The organism is Alishewanella sp. HH-ZS (genome assembly GCF_001704375.1).
Taxonomy (GTDB): domain Bacteria; phylum Pseudomonadota; class Gammaproteobacteria; order Enterobacterales; family Alteromonadaceae; genus Alishewanella; species Alishewanella aestuarii.
Window position 1 is genome coordinate 1 of sequence record NZ_LZEJ01000033.1, and the last position, 17,126, is coordinate 17,126.

The window sequence follows — 17,126 nt, forward strand, 5'->3', positions numbered from 1 at the left end:
AATTTCTGGGGATACCTCAGGCAAAAAACTCAAATTTAAATGCAGTTCATATATCCAAGTGGATGGAGCTAGGTAAGAATGCCAGTTGGGGTAACAAAGAAAAGTTTGAAATTGAGAAAGAGCAAGTTCTAGTTGAGCTTGCTGAAGAATTCATGAGGCATTTGGGTGGATATGACCGAATTCTAGTTATGCGCCATCTAAGTGGGAAAAAAGTTAACTCTAATTTTAGTCGTTATTATGAACTTGTAGAGATCCCTAAAGAGATTCTACTTGAATGCAAGAATGGAAGGTTTGAGTTAAAGATGGACAGTAAACAATTCCCTAAGCCGGGCTATTGCTATGTAACTAATAAATACGGCAACCCTATATTTTCGTTATATTTTGATGGTGGTGGCGAACGTAAGTTACAGATAAAACATTTAGATAAGAGTATTTGTATCCAACATGCGTCATGGGAATTCTAGAACGCTTTATGTACACATTAAGAATCTAGGTTTTCAGGCACGAATATACGTGCCTGAATTCCCCGAGAGTTAAAACCGTTCAACAAAAATTCTTTTCTTCGCGATCTCTACATACTCATCATTTAACTCAATACCTAACCATTGCCTGTCAAGCTGATTTGCAACTACCCCGACTGTTCCTGAGCCAAAAAACGGATCTAAAACAACATCATCTTTCTTAGATCCAGCTAGCATGCAGTACTTGACCAGCTCGGGGGGGAATACAGCAAAGTGTGCTCCTTTAAACGGTTTAGTATTAATAGACCAAACTGAGCGAAGTCGTCTAGTTTTACCATCTACTGATGGCTCTTTGACTGCATCGACATCATAAAAGTATTTTTCACTTTTTGAGAACATGAAGACAAACTCATGGACTCGAGTTGGCCTATCTCGCACAGACTCCGGCTGTCCATTAGGTTTATGCCAAATTATATCTGTTCGTAAGTACCAACCGTCCTCTTGAAGTTTGAATGCAAGTTTCCAAGGAACTCCAATTAAATCTTTGGGTTTTAAACCTTCAGGAGTAGGCGGTCGATAGTCCATACCCCTAGCTTCATTTTTTTTGTCAGACTGACGCCAGGTTCTACCACCGCTGGTAAAGCTATCCCCAATGTTCAGCCAGAAAGTACCATCGTCAGTTAAAACTCTTCTAACTTCTCTGAAGACTTCGACCAATTTATCAAGAAAATCATTAAGGTTTTGCTCGGCTCCAATTTGATTTTCAATTCCGTAATCACGAAGCCCCCAATACGGAGGTGATGTAATGCAGCAATTGACCGATTTATCGGGTAATTCTCTAAGTTTGGCTAGAGCATCTCCGATAATTATTCTTCCCTTGCTCGCCTCATCGAGAATAGAACTCTGGTCGTGCATGAAATCGTTTTCAAACAAATCTCCAACACTCAAATTCATAGAATATGTTCCCGACAGATAAGTAGAGATGTTACCTCTACGCGTTAAATTTATATGTATAAGTATACAGTTTAAGATGGCTGATGCCAGAAAATTTAGTTGTCAATAGTTCTTGATAACGACTTGTAGAGATACGAATGATTTTAATGGAGACACATCAAGCCACTCACACATATCAATGAATTCCAACAAGTCCAGTCCTCGCTGTGCCTGTTCAATCTTTCCAAAATAGCTATGCGGTCTGCCGCTTTTCGCTGCCATATCTCGCATAGTATACCCTTTTGCCATGCGCTGTTCACGTACCCACTGACCTAATGCGGCTCTGCGCGGATCATCATTATTGATGTTCTTGCGTTTCTCTATTCTACTCATGATGATACCTCCACCTCAAAAACCCCCATATCTAGCCAGTAGGTTAAAAAGTTGTCTTCCCAAATCGGGTAGATTTCTCTGGCGACTTCAATGGGGTAGTAGCCGGTCATGTCCTGAAAGGTGCCAGCGATAAACTCGAAGTCCAAAGATTTCACCAGCTCTGCACAATCACCGATACCGGCATAACAAAAGTCAGTGATGTAACAGATGTCGTAACGGCCACTGGTGCCGGTGAGTAGTATTTCAACTGGATGATAGCCGCCTTGTTCGGCACTGTATTTCGGGTCCCGAAAGTTCGCACAGACAAATTCTGCTAATGGCTCTCGGTGCGGTTCGATAACTTTAATCAGCTCTTCGATAAATCGCTTTGATACAGGCAAAGCTAAGCCCTCGTACTGAATACGCATACTGTTTACTCCTGAATAGATTGGGTGTTACTTAAAAATATGAGCGTGGGTTTGTCGCATGCTGGTGTGTTGGTTAAGGCCGATAATCACATGGTCCAGCACGGTGATGTTTAAGATGTTGCCTATCTCGGTGACCCGCTCGGTAAAGCGCACATCGGCCTGGCTCGGTTCACTTAACCCTGATGGGTGGTTGTGAATTAAGATAACCGCCTTTAGGTTTAAAATGACGGCTGTACGTAGCAGCTCAACCGGCCTTGTGCTGATTGCATCGGCAGTGCCTTTTGCCACCACTTCAAAGCAATTCACTTCATGCTGCGCGGTGAGGTTCACTGCAATAAACACTTCTTTGGTTTCATGCTTTAGGTAGTCAAACAGCTGACCGATGACTTCAGGGCAATTGGCGGTTTTGCCGGTAATATCGCAATCCACTTCTTTGAAGCGGTAGGTCAGTTCAATTTCTCGCAGGGTTGCCATAATGCACCTCCAAAACCTGCTAAACGTTATTTAATGCTGTTGATTGAATTGGCCGGCACACTGACCGGCCATATCGCATCACTTCTTATCCGTGGTTTTGGCTTTAGGTTGTTTCGGGGGTTTTGCCGGTGACAGTTGCAATATCTGTGCATCCAGCTCACCGCTCTCGACGGCCTTGATGATGGTGCTGATGACCGTGGGTAAATCTTCTTTCTTACCGACATCAATTGCCGCTTTGCCTTTTTCCAGCTCCAGTGTTTTAAGGCCGACTTTGATTTCAAAGTAGTAGTGCTCGTTGTCATCAAAGTACCAGGGGCGAACCGCTTTGCGAGTGCGCACGGTTTTGCGCTCACCGGTATCAGGGTCTTTCACCTTTTTATCCTTGTAGGCTTCATAGGCCTGACCATCTAGCATGGCCTGCGCCATTGCCTGCTGCTCATCCAGCTTTTCAATCAGCTTCAGGCGTTTGCCTAAGATGGGTGGTTTTGGCTCAATTTTTGGGCGAGCGATAACCTTGAGAGAACTCAATATGCTTGTCATAGGTATTTCCTTTATTAGTCGCTGGCGCTTGTCACTAAATTAGTGAACAAAGCCAATCGTTGGGTTGGGTTGTTTACGTTTGTTCTCGTCGAGCAGCATTTGCAGCGCTGACTGACGATGGTCTTGCTTGGGTTGAAACTTCATGCGTCTTGCGATGATTGCAAAATCGCCAGGTGTTAAGCGCTTGAGTGTGCTGAGCTGTTGTTGCTCGTCCTGACTAAGTCTAGAAACGCTTAGAACGCGACGGAACAGCATCAACACTTGCTCTGTATGCAAGTAGTCGCACTCAAGCTTAAAATCGAATCTACGCAGTACGGCTTTGTCTAACGCTGTTTCGAAATTAGTTGCAGCGAAGAGCGGCTGTGTAAAGCATTCAAGCTGCGTCAGGATTTCATTCACTAACTGCGTTTCGTGCTGGGCCTTAAGCCTGTCACGACTCGTCAGTAAGCTATCGACTTCATCAAGCAGCAGCGCGTGTTTGTTGCGATGTGCGCTGATAAAAAGCTCTCGAACGTTCTGCTCACTTTCACCTACGTATTTGCTAAGGACATCTGAGCACTGCACCCTCTTTAACTTGATGTCATGCGCTTTAGTCAGGTAATGCGCATAAGCAGTTTTGCCGGTTCCGGGTGGACCGCAGAGCAGTACACGAACTGGCTGGCTTTGCGATACCGCATGATTGATTTCATCGATAACAGACTTCGGTTGCTTTAGGTTCAGCAGGCTCACATCAAAAGGAATTTCCTGCTGATAACTCATGTCGTTTTGCCACAGTCCACAGGCTTCAAGTGTATTTTCAATCACCTCCAGCATGGTGCTTTCAGCTTTTTTTCGCTTCTCACCAACAGTTTTTGTGACATAAGCCGCATTACCGATGATTGCCGGTGTGATGTGTTTAACTGTCGCGATTTTCTCAATTGCATGGTCGCTGAGGTTAAGGCCATGCGCTACCTGTTCAGTTAACGCTTTTAACTTGTTCTCATCCGGTGAGTTGATTTCCAGTACCAGCTTAAAGCGGCGTAAATAACTATCTTCCAGACAACCAACATGATTAGTTATCCAAATCGCTGGCACCGTATTGCGTTCAAGCGTCTGATGCAGCATATCTTTGCTGTAAGAGCTGTCAGCATTAAGAAAGATGCTTTCACACTCATCAATCAGTAACAGGTTTTCTGTACTGTTGCGAAGCAAGGTCTGCACAGTTGTCAGGTATTGCACACGTTGACTGTTCACGTACTTAGTACTGTGTTTTTGCTGCAACTTACCGTCTGCAATGACCTGACTACCTATCTCAAATAACTGCCGGTCAAGCTCTGCAGCGAGGGCGCGCGCTAACTCAGTTTTACCGGTGCCGGCATAACCATAAAGCAGCACATTAATACCGGTATGCTGAGCTGCAGTTGCTTTTTGCATATACCTAAGCAGCAGGTCGATGTTCACATAGTCAAAATCTGACAGTGTGAAAACTGGAGCAGGGCTTTTGACTAAAAAGCTTGCCAGTATTTGCTCGCAGGATGTCACGACACTTTTTGTCAGTAGATACTGAATAGGGTTAGACATCTCTAACCACGGCAAATGTTGTGGTGCTGCATCGGCACTAAGAATCCCTTTTGATATCAGCGATTCCATTGCCTCAATAATATGATGCTTATCAAGGCCACTGATGTGCTCGTAGAACAGCATCAAGTCATGATCTTGGTCTGGTAACTCAATGCAGTCGATTAAAAACTTCGCGTTCGGGTTAATGTTCATGATGAGGATAAACTCAAGCAGCACTGCGACTCGCTCATCTAATTCAAATATACTGCACAGCTGACTGAGATTTTTTCTAACCTGTTCGGTTTTCTTCGGTGCAGGATCAGGGATTTTTAGCAGCTCCAGAAGTTCAAAGTTCGTGTTGTAATCCTTGTTCGATAAGCCAGTGCCTATAATGCGACTGACCATCGGTAACGTTAGCTCGACCATGTGTATTGCATCAGGTATTTCAGTGAGTAAGCGATAACACATCGCGCCAGCCATATGATTAAGGTGACGCGAGGGTGATTTATGTTTAGCTTTTGCCATTCTCGAGACCTTACTCATAACGCAGTGCCGCAGCGGCTTGCTGCATAAACTGCACATCGCGTTTATCGTAGATTGTGGTTGTGGTAATAGCCGCATGGCCTGCCATCTGACGCACGGTGTTCAGGTCAACATTTTGCTCAAGCAAGCGCGTAATAAAGGTGCGTCGAAGGTCATGCGGTGACGCATTTTCAACGCCTATTCGTTTTAACTTGTTCTTAATTAACCTGAACACGAGTGACACACTGATAGCGCTATCAGGGCTCATTTTGCCGCCTACTTGCACCGGACAGAACAAGAAACCTGCTTGTTTTGAACGAAGCGCCAGCCAGTTTTGTAGATGTTGCTGACACCAGTCAGGCAAGAACACAGTACGCGACTTATTGCCTTTACCATGACGCACCAGCAGTGTTTGCTTACTCAGGTCGAGGTCTTTTATATCAAGCGCTACCAGCTCAGAGCGTCTAAGGCCAGTACCCAGTAGCACTGCGAACAAGGCAACGTTGCGAACACCGGTTGCTGATGTTGAACGCGTTAGCATCTCAAACAACGATTTAACCTGCTGCTTAGTTAGCGCTGTGCCTGGAAATTCAGGGTATTTAAGCTGACTGATGGTACTTAGCTGCTCTAGTTGCTCTGCATCAGCTTGCTTCATCATGACCGCGATTTTAACGATGCTTTTAAGCGCAACCTGGGCACGGTTGACAGAGCGAGGTGCCCAGCCTTCATGCTGTAACAGCGCACGGATTTGCAGCATTTCCTGATAGTTGACGCGATTAAAACGGGTCACATCATCAAGCGGCCAGCCCATGATACGTGCAATGCTACGCAGTTGTGAGGCAATAGATACCCTGCTTGTTGCCGACAATTTGCTTAGGTAAAGCGAATACGGCGAAGCTGTACTCATAGAGTACCTCCGATAGTTAAGTTGTGATTTTTGGGGGTTGTAAAACAGGAGAGATATGTGATGTAAGAGGCTGAATTATAGCATAAAACTGCTCAAAATTCAGCCTCTATTTTTGACGCGCTTAATCTAGTTGTGGTCAGCCTAAACAAACGTATCAATCACGACTGAATGCAGTTATGTTGAAAATTAGTTTTTTAATGGCATCCTTTTGTTTGGCATTAAACCAAGTCAGGTTAATGTGCATCTTGTACTTCTCAATCAACTTAAACATAGCCTTCAGCTGCTTCTGACGCATCGATTTATTTTTAACTGTCAATTGTTTTAACATTTTTGCGGTCAACAGATTGCCGCTCTTATCCAACTTTTTCGAATAGTTGCGTAAGGTTTTGATAACGCCTAGTTCCAGAAACTGTTCCGTCAGCTGAGGATACTCCAGGTAAAGTAGAGGTGAATATACTGCTTTAGCACGAAACATAGATGACAAAGTTTCCAGCTCCGGCAGTTTAATTTTTTTACCATTATTACCCTGTGGTATTGAAACAACCTCTAAGCGAACTAACTCAAATGGGTTTGTGTCTGGACCTGAAAGCGTTACAACATGATGCTGACGTTTCCCTAGTTGTTTAGCGATTTTGTTATAAATCACAGTACGAGACTTACTTTTACTGCCAACATAGAACGTCTGACCTAGACCATCTTCAGGTTTCTTTGGTACGGCGTTATACCTTTGAACATTACTCGTTGCTAAAGGGATCATAGCCGCTGGAATACCAACGAAGTCTAAAGCCAGATCAATGCGAGTTACTGTAGCTGCTGTAAGTGTCTTTAGCAGGTTTTTAAATATCCCAGTCTGCTCAAGCGCTTTGAAAATGTCCTGAATCTGCTCATTCGAGAAACGAGCAGGGTTAAACGAAAATCGTAGTGCTTTCTGCTTTTTACCTTTACGCTTCCATGTACCAAATGAAAAATATAGCGGCTCACTCTTGGTTGCATCAGGCTCAAGAAGACGGATTCGGTATGTACTCCGATAATAATTCCGAATTTTTTTCTCTTCCAAGTACTGATTATGGTTGCCTAGGTCTTTCACTGCTACCAAGTTATAGTCGCTAATATCAGCGCGCTCAAAAAACTGTGTAATCGCTGCTACCTCTGATTTTGTTGCTGATGCGGTAAAATTAACGGAGTCTATGGTGGGTATAAGTCCCCACTTTTCTGGATCTGATAATTGGCTACGTAACAGCGTGTCATAGGCAACCAAGAACTCTAATGACGTTTCTGGCACTTGAGGCTTTGCGCTGTATGATTTAGCCAGTGCATTTAACTCAAATTCTGCAATAGAACGACGGTTAATGGTTGTCTGATAATCTTCTGGGGCAACACACTTGTTCATTAGGTGCCGAAAGGCACCTAATGAAGCTTGCAGTTGCTCAAAGCTATCAACGTTAATGGATTTTGCTTTGAACTGCTTAGTCATGTTAAACCTCCAGCAAATCCTGGTTAATTTTCCAGTACACAGTTGGACGGCCACCTAGTGACGAGTCTGACGAACGTTTGTCGATCAGTTGGTACTGGTTAAGCATCCCTAACAGTGACTCCACTAAAGCCGCACCCTTAAAGCCACGCCATTCCTTTTTGATGACTTGGCTGACGGTAAATGATTTTGATGCCAAGTTCGATGAGATCAGACGTTCCAAAAGTTCTAACGCTTTTGCTTCACGCTTCGTTTCATTAAGGCCAAACGCGTTTTTAAAATGAACCTCGTTAAACTCAACATATTCTGCCGCGCACTCAACATCTTCAAGTTCAATAGTTAACTCGGAAAAATTTAACTTCTTAGTACGGAAAAAAGCGTTAACGAGTGACACGGATGCAATAAAAGGGAACCGTTTGCCATAAAGTCCCTCAATGATCGGTCTATCACTTTCCTCGGCCATTTTGCTTTCATAATCAGCCTTTATTTGTCTTAAGGAAGCTTCTGCGTCTTTAGTTGGTAGAATGACCTCCCAGTCTTTAAAATTAAATGTGGTAAGTTTCTCGATTATTTTTTCCCAAAGCGTCAAGCATCCATCAACATGTGTATCACTCATTGCATCTTGGGCAACTTTATTTTTTTCGCAGAAGGCAATCAAAGAAAAGCGCTGAATCAGTCCATCGTTCACAAAACCCACAATTTTTTCGAGGGTATCTGGCTGTGTACAGCCAAGCAAACCTGCTTTCTTACCCTTTGTTTTGTATGTTCGATGTCCATCGACATGGTTAGAGCGACTATTACCATCCATAAGTTCAATAAGAAGCTCTTTGAAGACGTCACCCGGCTTTTGAGAAAGTTTCAGAATGGAACCTACCTCATGTTTGTTCATGATAATCGGGTAGTCAGTTTCGCTGACGGTCTTTAGCAAGGCTGCTTTAGTAAGATTACTTAGCAAAAAGTCTGGTATACCTTTTTTCTGCTTTAGCTCATTTATTCTTTGTTGAATAACGGCAGCCTCTTTTTTCAGTTGATTTACTTCTTCATGATCTTCTCCTTCTTCTTCTTCGAGTATCAGAATTTCATTAACCTTCTTTTTCGCCATCCTTTTTAACTGAGCGATTTTTAAGCTTTCTAAATCGGACAACTCGCGGGTTGAATGTTGACTAATAACTTCTGTAACAGCAGCAAGTGCGGTATCAAGAGTTCCTGATTTACCAGTGCTCGGGTTATCAACGATCAGGCCCGACATATTTGGTGAAATCCTGAATCCAGAGTTATTATTAAACGGTTGCACAAAAACTATTCTAGATAGTAGGTTGCTGACTATCACATAGATACAGATAGCAGCATAAGCGATGCTGGAGTTTGAACGGATTGCAATTGCCGTAGCCATTTGTAACAAAAGGTCTGGCAGCATAGACTCCTGAAATTTAGGACTCGTAACCTTACTCGCATCCTTCAGCTTCTTAAGTTGATGTTTGCATATGTCTTTCGAGTTAAGTTCAGCGTCATTGCGGAGATCAGGTTTCAGTGCTGAGAATCCCGTACTTTGAGTCTCTTTAACCTCTTTCACTGTGTTTGCTGGCGTTTGTTTAAGAGACTGAGTTTTCGCCTTAGTCGATACATTTGCTGTTGTACTACCTTTTTGAACAAATTTAGATTTGCCATGTGGTGGCACACCGATTGTCTTACGGAAGTTTTTGCTTTTAGCCATTTTTATACTCTCATGATTTAAGTTAATGTCAGCTGCAAGACTCAAATCCATCGGAATTTAAGTCGTTTTTTTTTGCGGCCACATGAGTAGTCTGAGGCATTTCAAAACATGCAGTTAGACACCAAAAAATAAAGTTGCGATACTTTATAATGCCTTGTAAGCCGCATTAATACTGGGCTTCAGAGGTGGTGAAAATTATTTTGAAATATGTTTCACACGTTGTTTTGAGTTAAAAACCCTGTGAGGCACGTCAGATATGGACTTCAGGTGTTTACCTATTTTGGGAAAAATGCACTTTAACTAACAAATAACAGTATAAATTTTTTACTTTTGAAATTAACCTTTTTATTCAAGTTCTTAGGTTTGCTTTTTTAGGAGATACACACATTTTGTTTTTTGCAGGGATGCATAATATGATGTAAATGTCTGGTTCAGTTTATTAGATTTGTTCTGCACCTATAATGGGAAATATTTTAATGACGGATAAGCCTTATTCAGCTCGTAGACCTCATCGCTCCAATATGCTTGGCACTGATGAAAATCCAATCATGCTCGTGCCTGAGAGCGCACACAGGCCGAAGCTGGTTAAGCATCTTTTACCAGGCTTTATTCCCAGAAAGCCTAAAGATGAAAAAAAAGCCGATAAGACATCTGATGGTTTAAGGACGAATAATGGAGGTATAGACCTTAATAAATGGGGAAGTAGTGAGCGTAACTACTATATTGAAAATGTCGTCAACAACAAGTTTTTAAGCCATCTAGAGACAAAATTAGCACTCTATCTATACAGCATTTTTACTCACAAAGGCGAATTTTACTATCCTGGTTATATATTCATTGTCCGTGATACGCCTGATTACAGTGTTTTCAATAGGCGATTTGATGATTACATTTGTGTATACGGCTACCATCAAACAGAAGAATTACACTACTATATAGCAGGGTTCTTTGATCTTTTTAAGAGACTAGAATTGCTTTTTGTTGAGGACTACCAGAAAGAGCTCTCCAATGCTTTAGATAGCTTACATGACTTTGGATACATTACAGTAACTGATATTGTTGAAGAGAATTTATATTCAAATCGCCACCCGAAAACTAGTGCAATACCCAAAATTGATACTAAGGCGGTTAAGAGAAAGCCAAGGCTTAAGCATATTAGGATAGGTCGATGGATGGTTCATACACCATATTGGACTAAGTTGTTACTGCAAGTACCGTCAGAACCGTCAATACCACAGAAACCAAAATCAGCTAAAAAAGCTGAAGAGGCGGCAGACATTGTTAAGTCTTAGAACATTTAAGACTGGTAGCTGTTACTGGTTGGTAGTGGTTTAGCAATCTTAGTAGAGATCAATATCTGCACTGCCAAAACCTCTGAAACCATTTATGGTTAAGGTGGTTAATATTTATCGTATTTTAATAGTATTAGGGTGGTAATGAGGTATGGTTGAGTATCTTTAGCTACTGAGCTACTGAGCTACTGAGCTACTGAGCTACTGAGCTACTGAGCTACTGAGCTACTGAGCTACTAAGTATAGGTCTATGCTGATCGTAGAGTAGTTTTCTACCACTTGTGATTGTGATTGTGATTCTATTGCTATAAGAAAGTATGGCTTCGCCATACATACTGCACTTCGTGCAGGGATCTATTGGATCTGATTGTGATGGTGTATTACTAATATTTCACTGCTAATACCCTCATAACTATTACTATATACAACGATATAAGAAAGCATTGTATTATTACATCTAGTTATATACCTGTTTCTAATGCTGTTAGGTACAGGTAATGGGAGTTTTGACAGTGATTTTCAGTAAATCGGTATAAACTTGTATTGTGTTCGCATGGGTTTTGACTGTTTTGACAGTGATTTTCAACAGTAACAGTGTAAAACCAACATTATCTTAGTCTAGGTTTCGGATGTTTTGACTGTGCATTCTGAGGTAACGCAATACTATTTATTGCAGTAGTGCTAGTGCAGCTTGTGGTCGCTGATTAGCTTGCGATAGCACTGTGGTACTGGCCTGCTGCAAGATCTGAAGGCGTGTTAGTTCAGCCGTTTCTTTCGCGTAGTCGGTATCTCTGATTCTGCTTCGAGCTGCACTAACATTTTCACTTATATTACTCAGGTTTCTAATTGTCGCCTGAAAGCGGTTTTGCGTGGCACCGAGCTTAGCTCTGGCGCTATCAATCGTGCTGAGCGCTTCATCGATGATCTTAAGGTTAAATTGAGTGATCGAATCTTCGTCTTCTGGAGGAAAAAGGTTGTACGCTTGTTCACCGAAAAATGACTCAGGTATTCCGGTAAGACTAGAAATAAGTGCTCTGTTTGCCTGAGCCGTTGCTTCATCAGTTGCCACACCTGATATTCTAAATTCGATGCTTCCTGCTAAAAGAAAAAGTTGATCCCCCAAACTGAAGTTGTCTCCTTGAGCAATCACCAGCGAAATATCAGTTGATTGCATGGCAACGGCAAAATTGAAGGCATTTACGCCAGGATCAGTACTGGAAAACACCACATCTGGCATAGGTCTGAACTCGTTACCATTTATTCGTACTTCTAATCCTGAGATCGTTCCTAAGACTGCTGGAAAAGGAGCCTGAATAACATAACCTGGAGTAATAGGTGAGCCATTCTGTGTTGGGTTATTAACACCATCACTGCCATCAACTACTACTTCTGATAACCGTAATCCCTCCGCTGTCCAACCTTCATCACGCTCAAGATTAACGTTGATATTTTCTCCAGCGTTTGCGCCAACAAGAAAATCACGGTTAAGTCTGCCATCAAGTAGCGGTATACCTGCAAAACTAGTTGTCTCTGCTATACGGGTAATTTCCTTGTTGATCTGGCGGATCTCATTTTGTAAGGCGGTTCTATCCTGTTGACTGTTGATTCCGCTGCGAGACTGAATTACCAGAGTCCGCATACGTTGGATAGCTGTTGTCATCTCATCTAACGCGCCTTCAGCAATCTGAGATAATGATATACCGTCATTGGCATTTCTGATCCCCTGATTAATACCGTTAATCTGACTGGTTAGCCTGTTAGAGATTTGCAGGCCAGCGGCATCATCAGCAGCAGAATTAATTTGATAGCCTGAAGCTAATCTCTGAAACGTCTGATTAAAAGGCGTATTCAGATTGCTTAGCATTCTCTGTGCGGTAAGCGATGATAGATTCGTACTGACGAATAGCATTAGCTATAATCCTAGGCATATAATCCTTTCTTATGGGTGTTATCGTCACGAGCTATACAGATCTTTAGCGAGATCCTGAAATAAATTTACCTGAAGCAGGGAAGATGCAGAGCTTGCGTAAAGCCAGAACGCGCTAGTCGTATGCGCTAAGCTTAATCTATAGGGTTGTTCGAATCAGGGATGAGGTCTTTGACAGTGCAGTTTAGCGCTTTAGCGATTTTAAGAAGTGAGTCTAGACTAGCATTTGCAATACCACGTTCTAATCTGCTTATATAACTTGGGTCAACACCAGTCGCATGTGATAGTGAAAGCTGAGTCAATTGATTAGCTTTGCGTCTGTCACTGATGTTTCTACCGAGTTTTTTTAAAAATTTGTCGTTCATAGTGCTTCCCAGAAAAATCATGGGGACTATGCGGTTTTGGTCGATATAGGTCTATAGGCTATAATCCTAGGATTATAAGTCTAGTCATTGTGCGGCAGTTTTGTTCTTGTTAATGGTTAATAAAAGGGATTGTTGAATAGTGGCTTTGTGCCAAAAGCAGACATTTTTTATATTTCATTCGAGGCTTAATTACTGTGTTTATTTCCAATACAGTGATAGTGCTACCAGTGTTTTGTTAGGCGTATGAACCCGTACTTGTCGGCCGAATTAACATCAATTATATCTATAAGCTGTTGTAAGCCTTAAGATAAAGGTGTAGTGTTCTTTATAACAAATTTACAAAAGCAGGTTGAACCGTGTTTAATTACAGGTCGACCTGCCGAATAAGTGTTACGCCTGAAAACCCAGAATCGCAGTACAAACAGATGATACCAATGAAGAATTACTAAATGACGACGGAAACACCTGATCAATTTTTGGCCAAAGGAAACCGGGAGGTGGTCACCGACTACTATGTCCCAAAGGATATCGAAGGCGATAAGAAATCCCTTCAATTCAAAGTGTTTATTCGGTTAAATGCAAAAAACGTAAAATTCAAAAACGTGTCATTTATGCATTGCGTATTCGATGGCTGTTACATAAATAATTGCGTATTTGACGGCTGTGATTTTACCGGGTGTCGTTTTGTTGGTTCAAATTTCCACCAGACAACATTTGCGGGATGCGATTTTCGCTACGCCACTTTCGAAAGAACATTTATTGATCATGAAGTCCTAGAAAGCGAGGCACCGAGGGAAGAAAATCTGAGAATGCATTTTTCGCGCTCACTTAGGATGAATTATCAGCAGCTTGGAGATGCAAAATCAGTAAACAAGGCAATAAGCATTGAGCTTGGTGCAACGTCGGCGTATCTCTATAAATCCTGGTTATCTAAGGAAACCTATTATAAGAAGAAATACGGCGGGGTACTTAAGAGCACGCTCCAGTTTCTAAGGTGGCTAGAGTTTTGGGTGCTTCATGCAATTTGGGGTAATGGGGAAAGTATCTTGAAGTTGATACGCTCGCTCGCTTTTATTCTGATCGGTATAACCGTATATGACACCTTCAAGAATGGAAGTCCTTCAGACCTAAGCCATTATTGGGATAACCTTTTTCAAGCCCCAGCTATTTTCTTCGGCATCGTTTCACCACCGAATTTTTCTACGGGTGTTCTTTCAATAATTACCGGTGCCAAGTTTGTATCGTTTGCGCTTTTGACGACTCTCTTGGTTAAGAGGTTCAGTCGGCGATGAGCACTCATTTATACGCTTTCGGGTCTATTTGCAGAGGCGAGGTCGATAGATCGTCCGATATAGACCTCTTGGCTTGTCTGTCAGAACCGAACCCAGGTATTGATTCAAATCGATTCTCAATCTATTCGCACAAAAGAATTCGAGAATTGTGGTCAGAAGGAAATCCATTTGCTTGGCATCTACACCTGGAGTCAAAATTACTCTATTCATCAACCGGGGAAGACTTCCTTAATGGATTAGGTGAGCCTGCTAGATATGTGAAATCGATTGAGGATTGCGAGAAATTTCGCTTACTGTTCTCGGAGTCGTTGAATTCACTAATAACTGCAACCAACAGCCCGACGTTTGACATATCATGTATGTTTCTTGCAACAAGAAATTTTGCAACGTGTTATTCTCTGGGGGCAGGAAGCCCAGTATTTTCACGATATTCACCACTGCTAATTGACAAAAAGTTGCCGATCACCGAAAGCGAATTCAATGTATTTGTTAGGGCGAGAATATTATCAACAAGAGGTTATGGCGAGCCTCTGACGAACAGCGATATTGATCTCGTTGTAGAATCAGCTCACGTTGTTGTTGAATGGATGGGCAACCTAGCAGTTAGCTATCTGTCGCCGGAGATACGATATGAGCGAGTTTAACAACAGAATTTCAGCGCAAAGGCAGATACTGTCGAAGGTAAATCAAATTGATTGGTCAGAAGAGCTATTTGGGCTATCAAATGGTGCAATCAGCAGATGGGTTCGCGCGAACAATATACAGGAACAAGCTGAATTGCTTCTTTTGATTAATGAGGCTGCAGATAAGCTATTTTTCCTGTCAAACAAAAGTCAAGAGCAAATTACAGAAGAGTACAAACATTTGTCACTGGAAGTTTCGGTACTGACTTCTAAGATCGCTAGTTCGGTAGAAAAATATCTTTACAGCTAGAACTTTTCGGTTGAAATAATTATAAATACTGACATTACAACGGGCTATACAAGGACGCCAAACTCTCCGCTGCGCCCCGAGTTCGCCGCCTGTGAGCCCAGGCGTAAATGTTCGCTTTTCGCTCAAAGCACCTATTTAGCTTCAGGCAGATCAACCCAACTGGTAGTGTATTGCGGCGATAACATACCGCGTTTCATCGACCAGTCTTGATTAATACCTTGGCTTGCAAACCAGACCCTGCCTTTACCACTGCTGTTAAGTTTATCAATGGCAGTCATCAGTGCTTTGCTTTGATATCTAGGTGGTTCCGGTTCAAACAGGCTTCCTTGATACATACCTTCATCATAAAAATCTGACAGCATCACTCCTGCCTTTGCATAGCGATAACCATCACGCAAGATCTTGTCGAGCAGCTTTACTGCAAGACTAATGAAATCACGAGTGTCAGCGCTTGGCGTTACAAGCGATGTACTGATGCTGTTTGCATAGTACGGATCACGTTCTCTATAGCTAAATGGGCTGGTTCGCAGAAAAACACGTAATTGCTTGGTTACTTGTTGTTCTTTACGCAGTTTTTGACAAGCACGACTTACATACTCACTAATAGCCTCCTGCATCTGCTGTTTGCAGATAATTCTTTCACCAAATGAGCGTGAACTGACGATTTCCTTTTTAGTTGGTGCTACTTGTTCCAGCTCCAGACACGATTTACCATTGGCTAGAAATGAAAAATTGACTTTTCATAATCGGTAATGATTTCGATTTATTGCATCAGTTGGCGATCTCATGGTTAAGCACTATCTTAATCAATAAAGACTAATTAATGCTTATGAAACTAGTGCGGCATTGGATTGCGTGAGATAGTGACTAAATGTGAATGTAAAGAAACATTGTTAATTATGGTCGTCCATTTGTGTCAAAAGGTAATAAATTTGACGCCTTGTGTTGACAAAAAAAAAGTGTGCCTATATTTTGAACTGGGTTAAGCGGAATGCATGACCTGTAGCAAACTTAAAATTTACACAAGGAGTTGGAATAATGGAGTCAATAGAGAGACTAAGCGAGTCTATAAAGCTAAATCCAGATATTTTAGAAACTTTAATGGATGGTAAATTTAACTGGGATACATTCATAAAAAATTCACGGAAACTTGGGCATGAGTTGAAGTCATTTGATATAGAAGAATATTTGAACGAGAAATTCCCTCCAAATTCGTCTGAATCAGAAGCTCGAGTATTCGTACATGACGGGAAGCTAGATGATTTCAGAGAGCTAACAAATGATGAAATAGGCCATGTGAGCGGGGGGACAACAGTCGTTGCAGCGGTTGTTGCTGCAGTAGCGGTTGTTGCAGCTGTAATTGTTGTTGTTGCAAGCGGTGGCGTTGCAGTAAAAGTTGGTGCAGCTGCGGTTGTAGCCGCCGCCGCCGCAATTACTACAGTTACAGTAACTTACGGTTATATTGAGCTTTACTAGGTTAAAAAGCAACCTGTTAAGGCTCTTAAGCAATAACATAAAAATGCTGATGTTCGGAATGTAAATTGTTGTCTTTACGAGCATCACTATCTTGCTTTCAATGCAGTCTTTTCAGGTAGAATTTGGAAATTTTCGATGATTGCTTTAAAGTTTACTTACTATCTGTCATATATTATTTCAATAGGGTTTACTCTAATTGGTATTCCTCTCGTATTGAAAAAGATTGAACCTAATAACTGGTATGGTGTTAGGATCCCTAAAACCATGTCAAATATAGAGTGTTGGTATACAGTTAATTATAATGTTGGATTGGGGCTTGTAATTTCTGGTATTGCTTCAATAATGCTAATATACTTAATTTATAATAACTTCGTCTCAAATAGAATTCAAGCTACAGTAATTTGTGTATTAACGCCAATATTACTGTCTCTAGTTGGAATGTCTGTTGGTTTAATTTTTTAATAGAGAGAGGATGCTGAG

Annotated in this window: 19 protein-coding genes; 7 read left to right on the forward strand and 12 right to left on the reverse strand. The window is 41.8% G+C overall.

Features of this window, described 5'->3' with window-relative positions:
• Positions 1-464 (forward strand): hypothetical protein (locus A9165_RS16935; RefSeq protein ID WP_218060741.1); only part of this gene is annotated, 464 nt, incomplete at its 5' end.
• A 69-nt stretch (positions 465-533) separates the two neighbouring features.
• Here A9165_RS16935 and A9165_RS12730 read toward each other — a convergent pair.
• The 9 genes from A9165_RS12730 to A9165_RS12770 all read right to left on the reverse strand — a co-directional run bounded on the left by A9165_RS12730 (position 534) and on the right by A9165_RS12770 (position 9,361).
• Entirely contained in the window at positions 534-1,376 is an 843-nt protein-coding gene (locus tag A9165_RS12730; RefSeq protein ID WP_065956182.1) for a site-specific DNA-methyltransferase, read from the reverse strand.
• Positions 1,377-1,517: 141 nt separating this feature from the next.
• Positions 1,518-1,787 (reverse strand): helix-turn-helix domain-containing protein, encoded by a 270-nt coding sequence (locus A9165_RS12735; RefSeq protein ID WP_065956158.1) that lies wholly within the window; start codon positions 1,785-1,787, stop codon positions 1,518-1,520.
• A complete protein-coding gene (locus tag A9165_RS12740; protein ID WP_065956159.1) occupies positions 1,784-2,194 on the reverse strand; it encodes a DUF2787 family protein in 411 nt (136 codons plus the stop codon). Before A9165_RS12740 ends, A9165_RS12735 begins: the two co-directional genes overlap by 4 nt.
• Positions 2,195-2,221: 27 nt before the next feature.
• Positions 2,222-2,668 (reverse strand): JAB domain-containing protein, encoded by a 447-nt coding sequence (locus tag A9165_RS12745; protein ID WP_065956160.1) that lies wholly within the window; start codon positions 2,666-2,668, stop codon positions 2,222-2,224.
• A gap of 78 nt (positions 2,669-2,746) precedes the next feature.
• A complete protein-coding gene (locus tag A9165_RS12750) occupies positions 2,747-3,208 on the reverse strand; it encodes a DUF6641 family protein (RefSeq protein WP_065956161.1) in 462 nt (153 codons plus the stop codon).
• Positions 3,209-3,247: 39 nt separating this feature from the next.
• A complete protein-coding gene (locus tag A9165_RS12755) occupies positions 3,248-5,272 on the reverse strand; it encodes an AAA family ATPase (RefSeq protein WP_065956162.1) in 2,025 nt (674 codons plus the stop codon).
• A 10-nt stretch (positions 5,273-5,282) separates the two neighbouring features.
• The gene (locus A9165_RS12760; protein ID WP_065956163.1) at positions 5,283-6,176 is read right to left on the reverse strand and encodes a tyrosine-type recombinase/integrase; all 894 of its coding nucleotides are present in this window, start codon (positions 6,174-6,176) and stop codon (positions 5,283-5,285) included.
• Positions 6,177-6,330: 154 nt separating this feature from the next.
• Positions 6,331-7,650, reverse strand: a complete 1,320-nt coding sequence (locus A9165_RS12765; RefSeq protein WP_065956164.1) for a hypothetical protein — start codon at positions 7,648-7,650, stop codon at positions 6,331-6,333.
• A 1-nt stretch (position 7,651) separates the two neighbouring features.
• Entirely contained in the window at positions 7,652-9,361 is a 1,710-nt protein-coding gene (locus A9165_RS12770) for a DUF3987 domain-containing protein (RefSeq protein ID WP_176714626.1), read from the reverse strand.
• A gap of 476 nt (positions 9,362-9,837) precedes the next feature.
• On the opposite strand from A9165_RS12770, the gene A9165_RS12775 reads away from it, so the two are divergent.
• Positions 9,838-10,653, forward strand: coding sequence for a hypothetical protein (locus A9165_RS12775; protein WP_141686164.1), 816 nt, complete (start codon positions 9,838-9,840; stop codon positions 10,651-10,653).
• 667 nt (positions 10,654-11,320) lie between these two features.
• Here the strand turns inward: A9165_RS12775 and A9165_RS12780 are convergent.
• Positions 11,321-12,517, reverse strand: a complete 1,197-nt coding sequence (locus A9165_RS12780; RefSeq protein ID WP_369799969.1) for a flagellin — start codon at positions 12,515-12,517, stop codon at positions 11,321-11,323.
• A 197-nt stretch (positions 12,518-12,714) separates the two neighbouring features.
• Complete coding sequence (locus tag A9165_RS12785) at positions 12,715-12,945, reverse strand: helix-turn-helix domain-containing protein (RefSeq protein ID WP_065956183.1); 231 nt, start codon at positions 12,943-12,945, stop codon at positions 12,715-12,717.
• Positions 12,946-13,394: 449 nt separating this feature from the next.
• Here A9165_RS12785 and A9165_RS12790 point away from each other — a divergent pair, with 449 nt between their 5' ends.
• From A9165_RS12790 to A9165_RS12795, 3 genes are read left to right on the forward strand one after another with little or no spacing between them, the layout of a single operon-like run.
• Positions 13,395-14,237 (forward strand): pentapeptide repeat-containing protein, encoded by an 843-nt coding sequence (locus A9165_RS12790; protein WP_083216288.1) that lies wholly within the window; start codon positions 13,395-13,397, stop codon positions 14,235-14,237.
• Entirely contained in the window at positions 14,234-14,881 is a 648-nt protein-coding gene (locus A9165_RS17220) for a nucleotidyltransferase domain-containing protein (RefSeq protein ID WP_141686165.1), read from the forward strand. The genes A9165_RS12790 and A9165_RS17220 overlap by 4 nt, the downstream gene beginning before the upstream one ends.
• Positions 14,868-15,170 (forward strand): hypothetical protein, encoded by a 303-nt coding sequence (locus A9165_RS12795; protein ID WP_065956168.1) that lies wholly within the window; start codon positions 14,868-14,870, stop codon positions 15,168-15,170. The genes A9165_RS17220 and A9165_RS12795 overlap by 14 nt, the downstream gene beginning before the upstream one ends.
• A gap of 131 nt (positions 15,171-15,301) precedes the next feature.
• On the opposite strand, the gene A9165_RS12800 is transcribed toward A9165_RS12795, so the two are convergent.
• Positions 15,302-15,871 (reverse strand): DUF4113 domain-containing protein, encoded by a 570-nt coding sequence (locus tag A9165_RS12800; RefSeq protein WP_369799973.1) that lies wholly within the window; start codon positions 15,869-15,871, stop codon positions 15,302-15,304.
• A gap of 337 nt (positions 15,872-16,208) precedes the next feature.
• Between A9165_RS12800 and A9165_RS12805 the strand changes: the two genes are divergently transcribed.
• On the forward strand, positions 16,209-16,646 hold the full coding sequence (locus A9165_RS12805) for a hypothetical protein (RefSeq protein WP_065956170.1): 438 nt from the start codon (positions 16,209-16,211) through the stop codon (positions 16,644-16,646).
• 135 nt (positions 16,647-16,781) lie between these two features.
• Positions 16,782-17,108: an SdpI family protein gene (locus A9165_RS17225; RefSeq protein WP_083216289.1), complete on the forward strand. Its 327-nt coding sequence runs from the start codon at positions 16,782-16,784 to the stop codon at positions 17,106-17,108.
• Positions 17,109-17,126: the final 18 nt, after the last annotated feature.

Excerpts from the sequence above, each read along its gene's own strand:
- A9165_RS12730 (WP_065956182.1), bottom strand. The coding sequence starts at position 1,376 with ATGCACGACCAGAGTTCTATTCTCGATGAGGCGAGCAAGGGAAGAATA.
- A9165_RS12735 (WP_065956158.1), bottom strand. The coding sequence starts at position 1,787 with ATGAGTAGAATAGAGAAACGCAAGAACATCAATAATGATGATCCGCGC.
- A9165_RS12740 (WP_065956159.1), bottom strand. The coding sequence starts at position 2,194 with ATGCGTATTCAGTACGAGGGCTTAGCTTTGCCTGTATCAAAGCGATTT.
- A9165_RS12745 (WP_065956160.1), bottom strand. The coding sequence starts at position 2,668 with ATGGCAACCCTGCGAGAAATTGAACTGACCTACCGCTTCAAAGAAGTG.
- A9165_RS12750 (WP_065956161.1), bottom strand. The coding sequence starts at position 3,208 with ATGACAAGCATATTGAGTTCTCTCAAGGTTATCGCTCGCCCAAAAATT.
- A9165_RS12755 (WP_065956162.1), bottom strand. The coding sequence starts at position 5,272 with ATGGCAAAAGCTAAACATAAATCACCCTCGCGTCACCTTAATCATATG.
- A9165_RS12760 (WP_065956163.1), bottom strand. The coding sequence starts at position 6,176 with ATGAGTACAGCTTCGCCGTATTCGCTTTACCTAAGCAAATTGTCGGCA.
- A9165_RS12765 (WP_065956164.1), bottom strand. The coding sequence starts at position 7,650 with ATGACTAAGCAGTTCAAAGCAAAATCCATTAACGTTGATAGCTTTGAG.
- A9165_RS12770 (WP_176714626.1), bottom strand. The coding sequence starts at position 9,361 with ATGGCTAAAAGCAAAAACTTCCGTAAGACAATCGGTGTGCCACCACAT.
- A9165_RS12775 (WP_141686164.1), top strand. The coding sequence starts at position 9,838 with ATGACGGATAAGCCTTATTCAGCTCGTAGACCTCATCGCTCCAATATG.
- A9165_RS12780 (WP_369799969.1), bottom strand. The coding sequence starts at position 12,517 with ATGCTAAGCAATCTGAATACGCCTTTTAATCAGACGTTTCAGAGATTA.
- A9165_RS12785 (WP_065956183.1), bottom strand. The coding sequence starts at position 12,945 with ATGAACGACAAATTTTTAAAAAAACTCGGTAGAAACATCAGTGACAGA.
- A9165_RS12790 (WP_083216288.1), top strand. The coding sequence starts at position 13,395 with ATGACGACGGAAACACCTGATCAATTTTTGGCCAAAGGAAACCGGGAG.
- A9165_RS17220 (WP_141686165.1), top strand. The coding sequence starts at position 14,234 with ATGAGCACTCATTTATACGCTTTCGGGTCTATTTGCAGAGGCGAGGTC.
- A9165_RS12795 (WP_065956168.1), top strand. The coding sequence starts at position 14,868 with ATGAGCGAGTTTAACAACAGAATTTCAGCGCAAAGGCAGATACTGTCG.
- A9165_RS12805 (WP_065956170.1), top strand. The coding sequence starts at position 16,209 with ATGGAGTCAATAGAGAGACTAAGCGAGTCTATAAAGCTAAATCCAGAT.
- A9165_RS17225 (WP_083216289.1), top strand. The coding sequence starts at position 16,782 with ATGATTGCTTTAAAGTTTACTTACTATCTGTCATATATTATTTCAATA.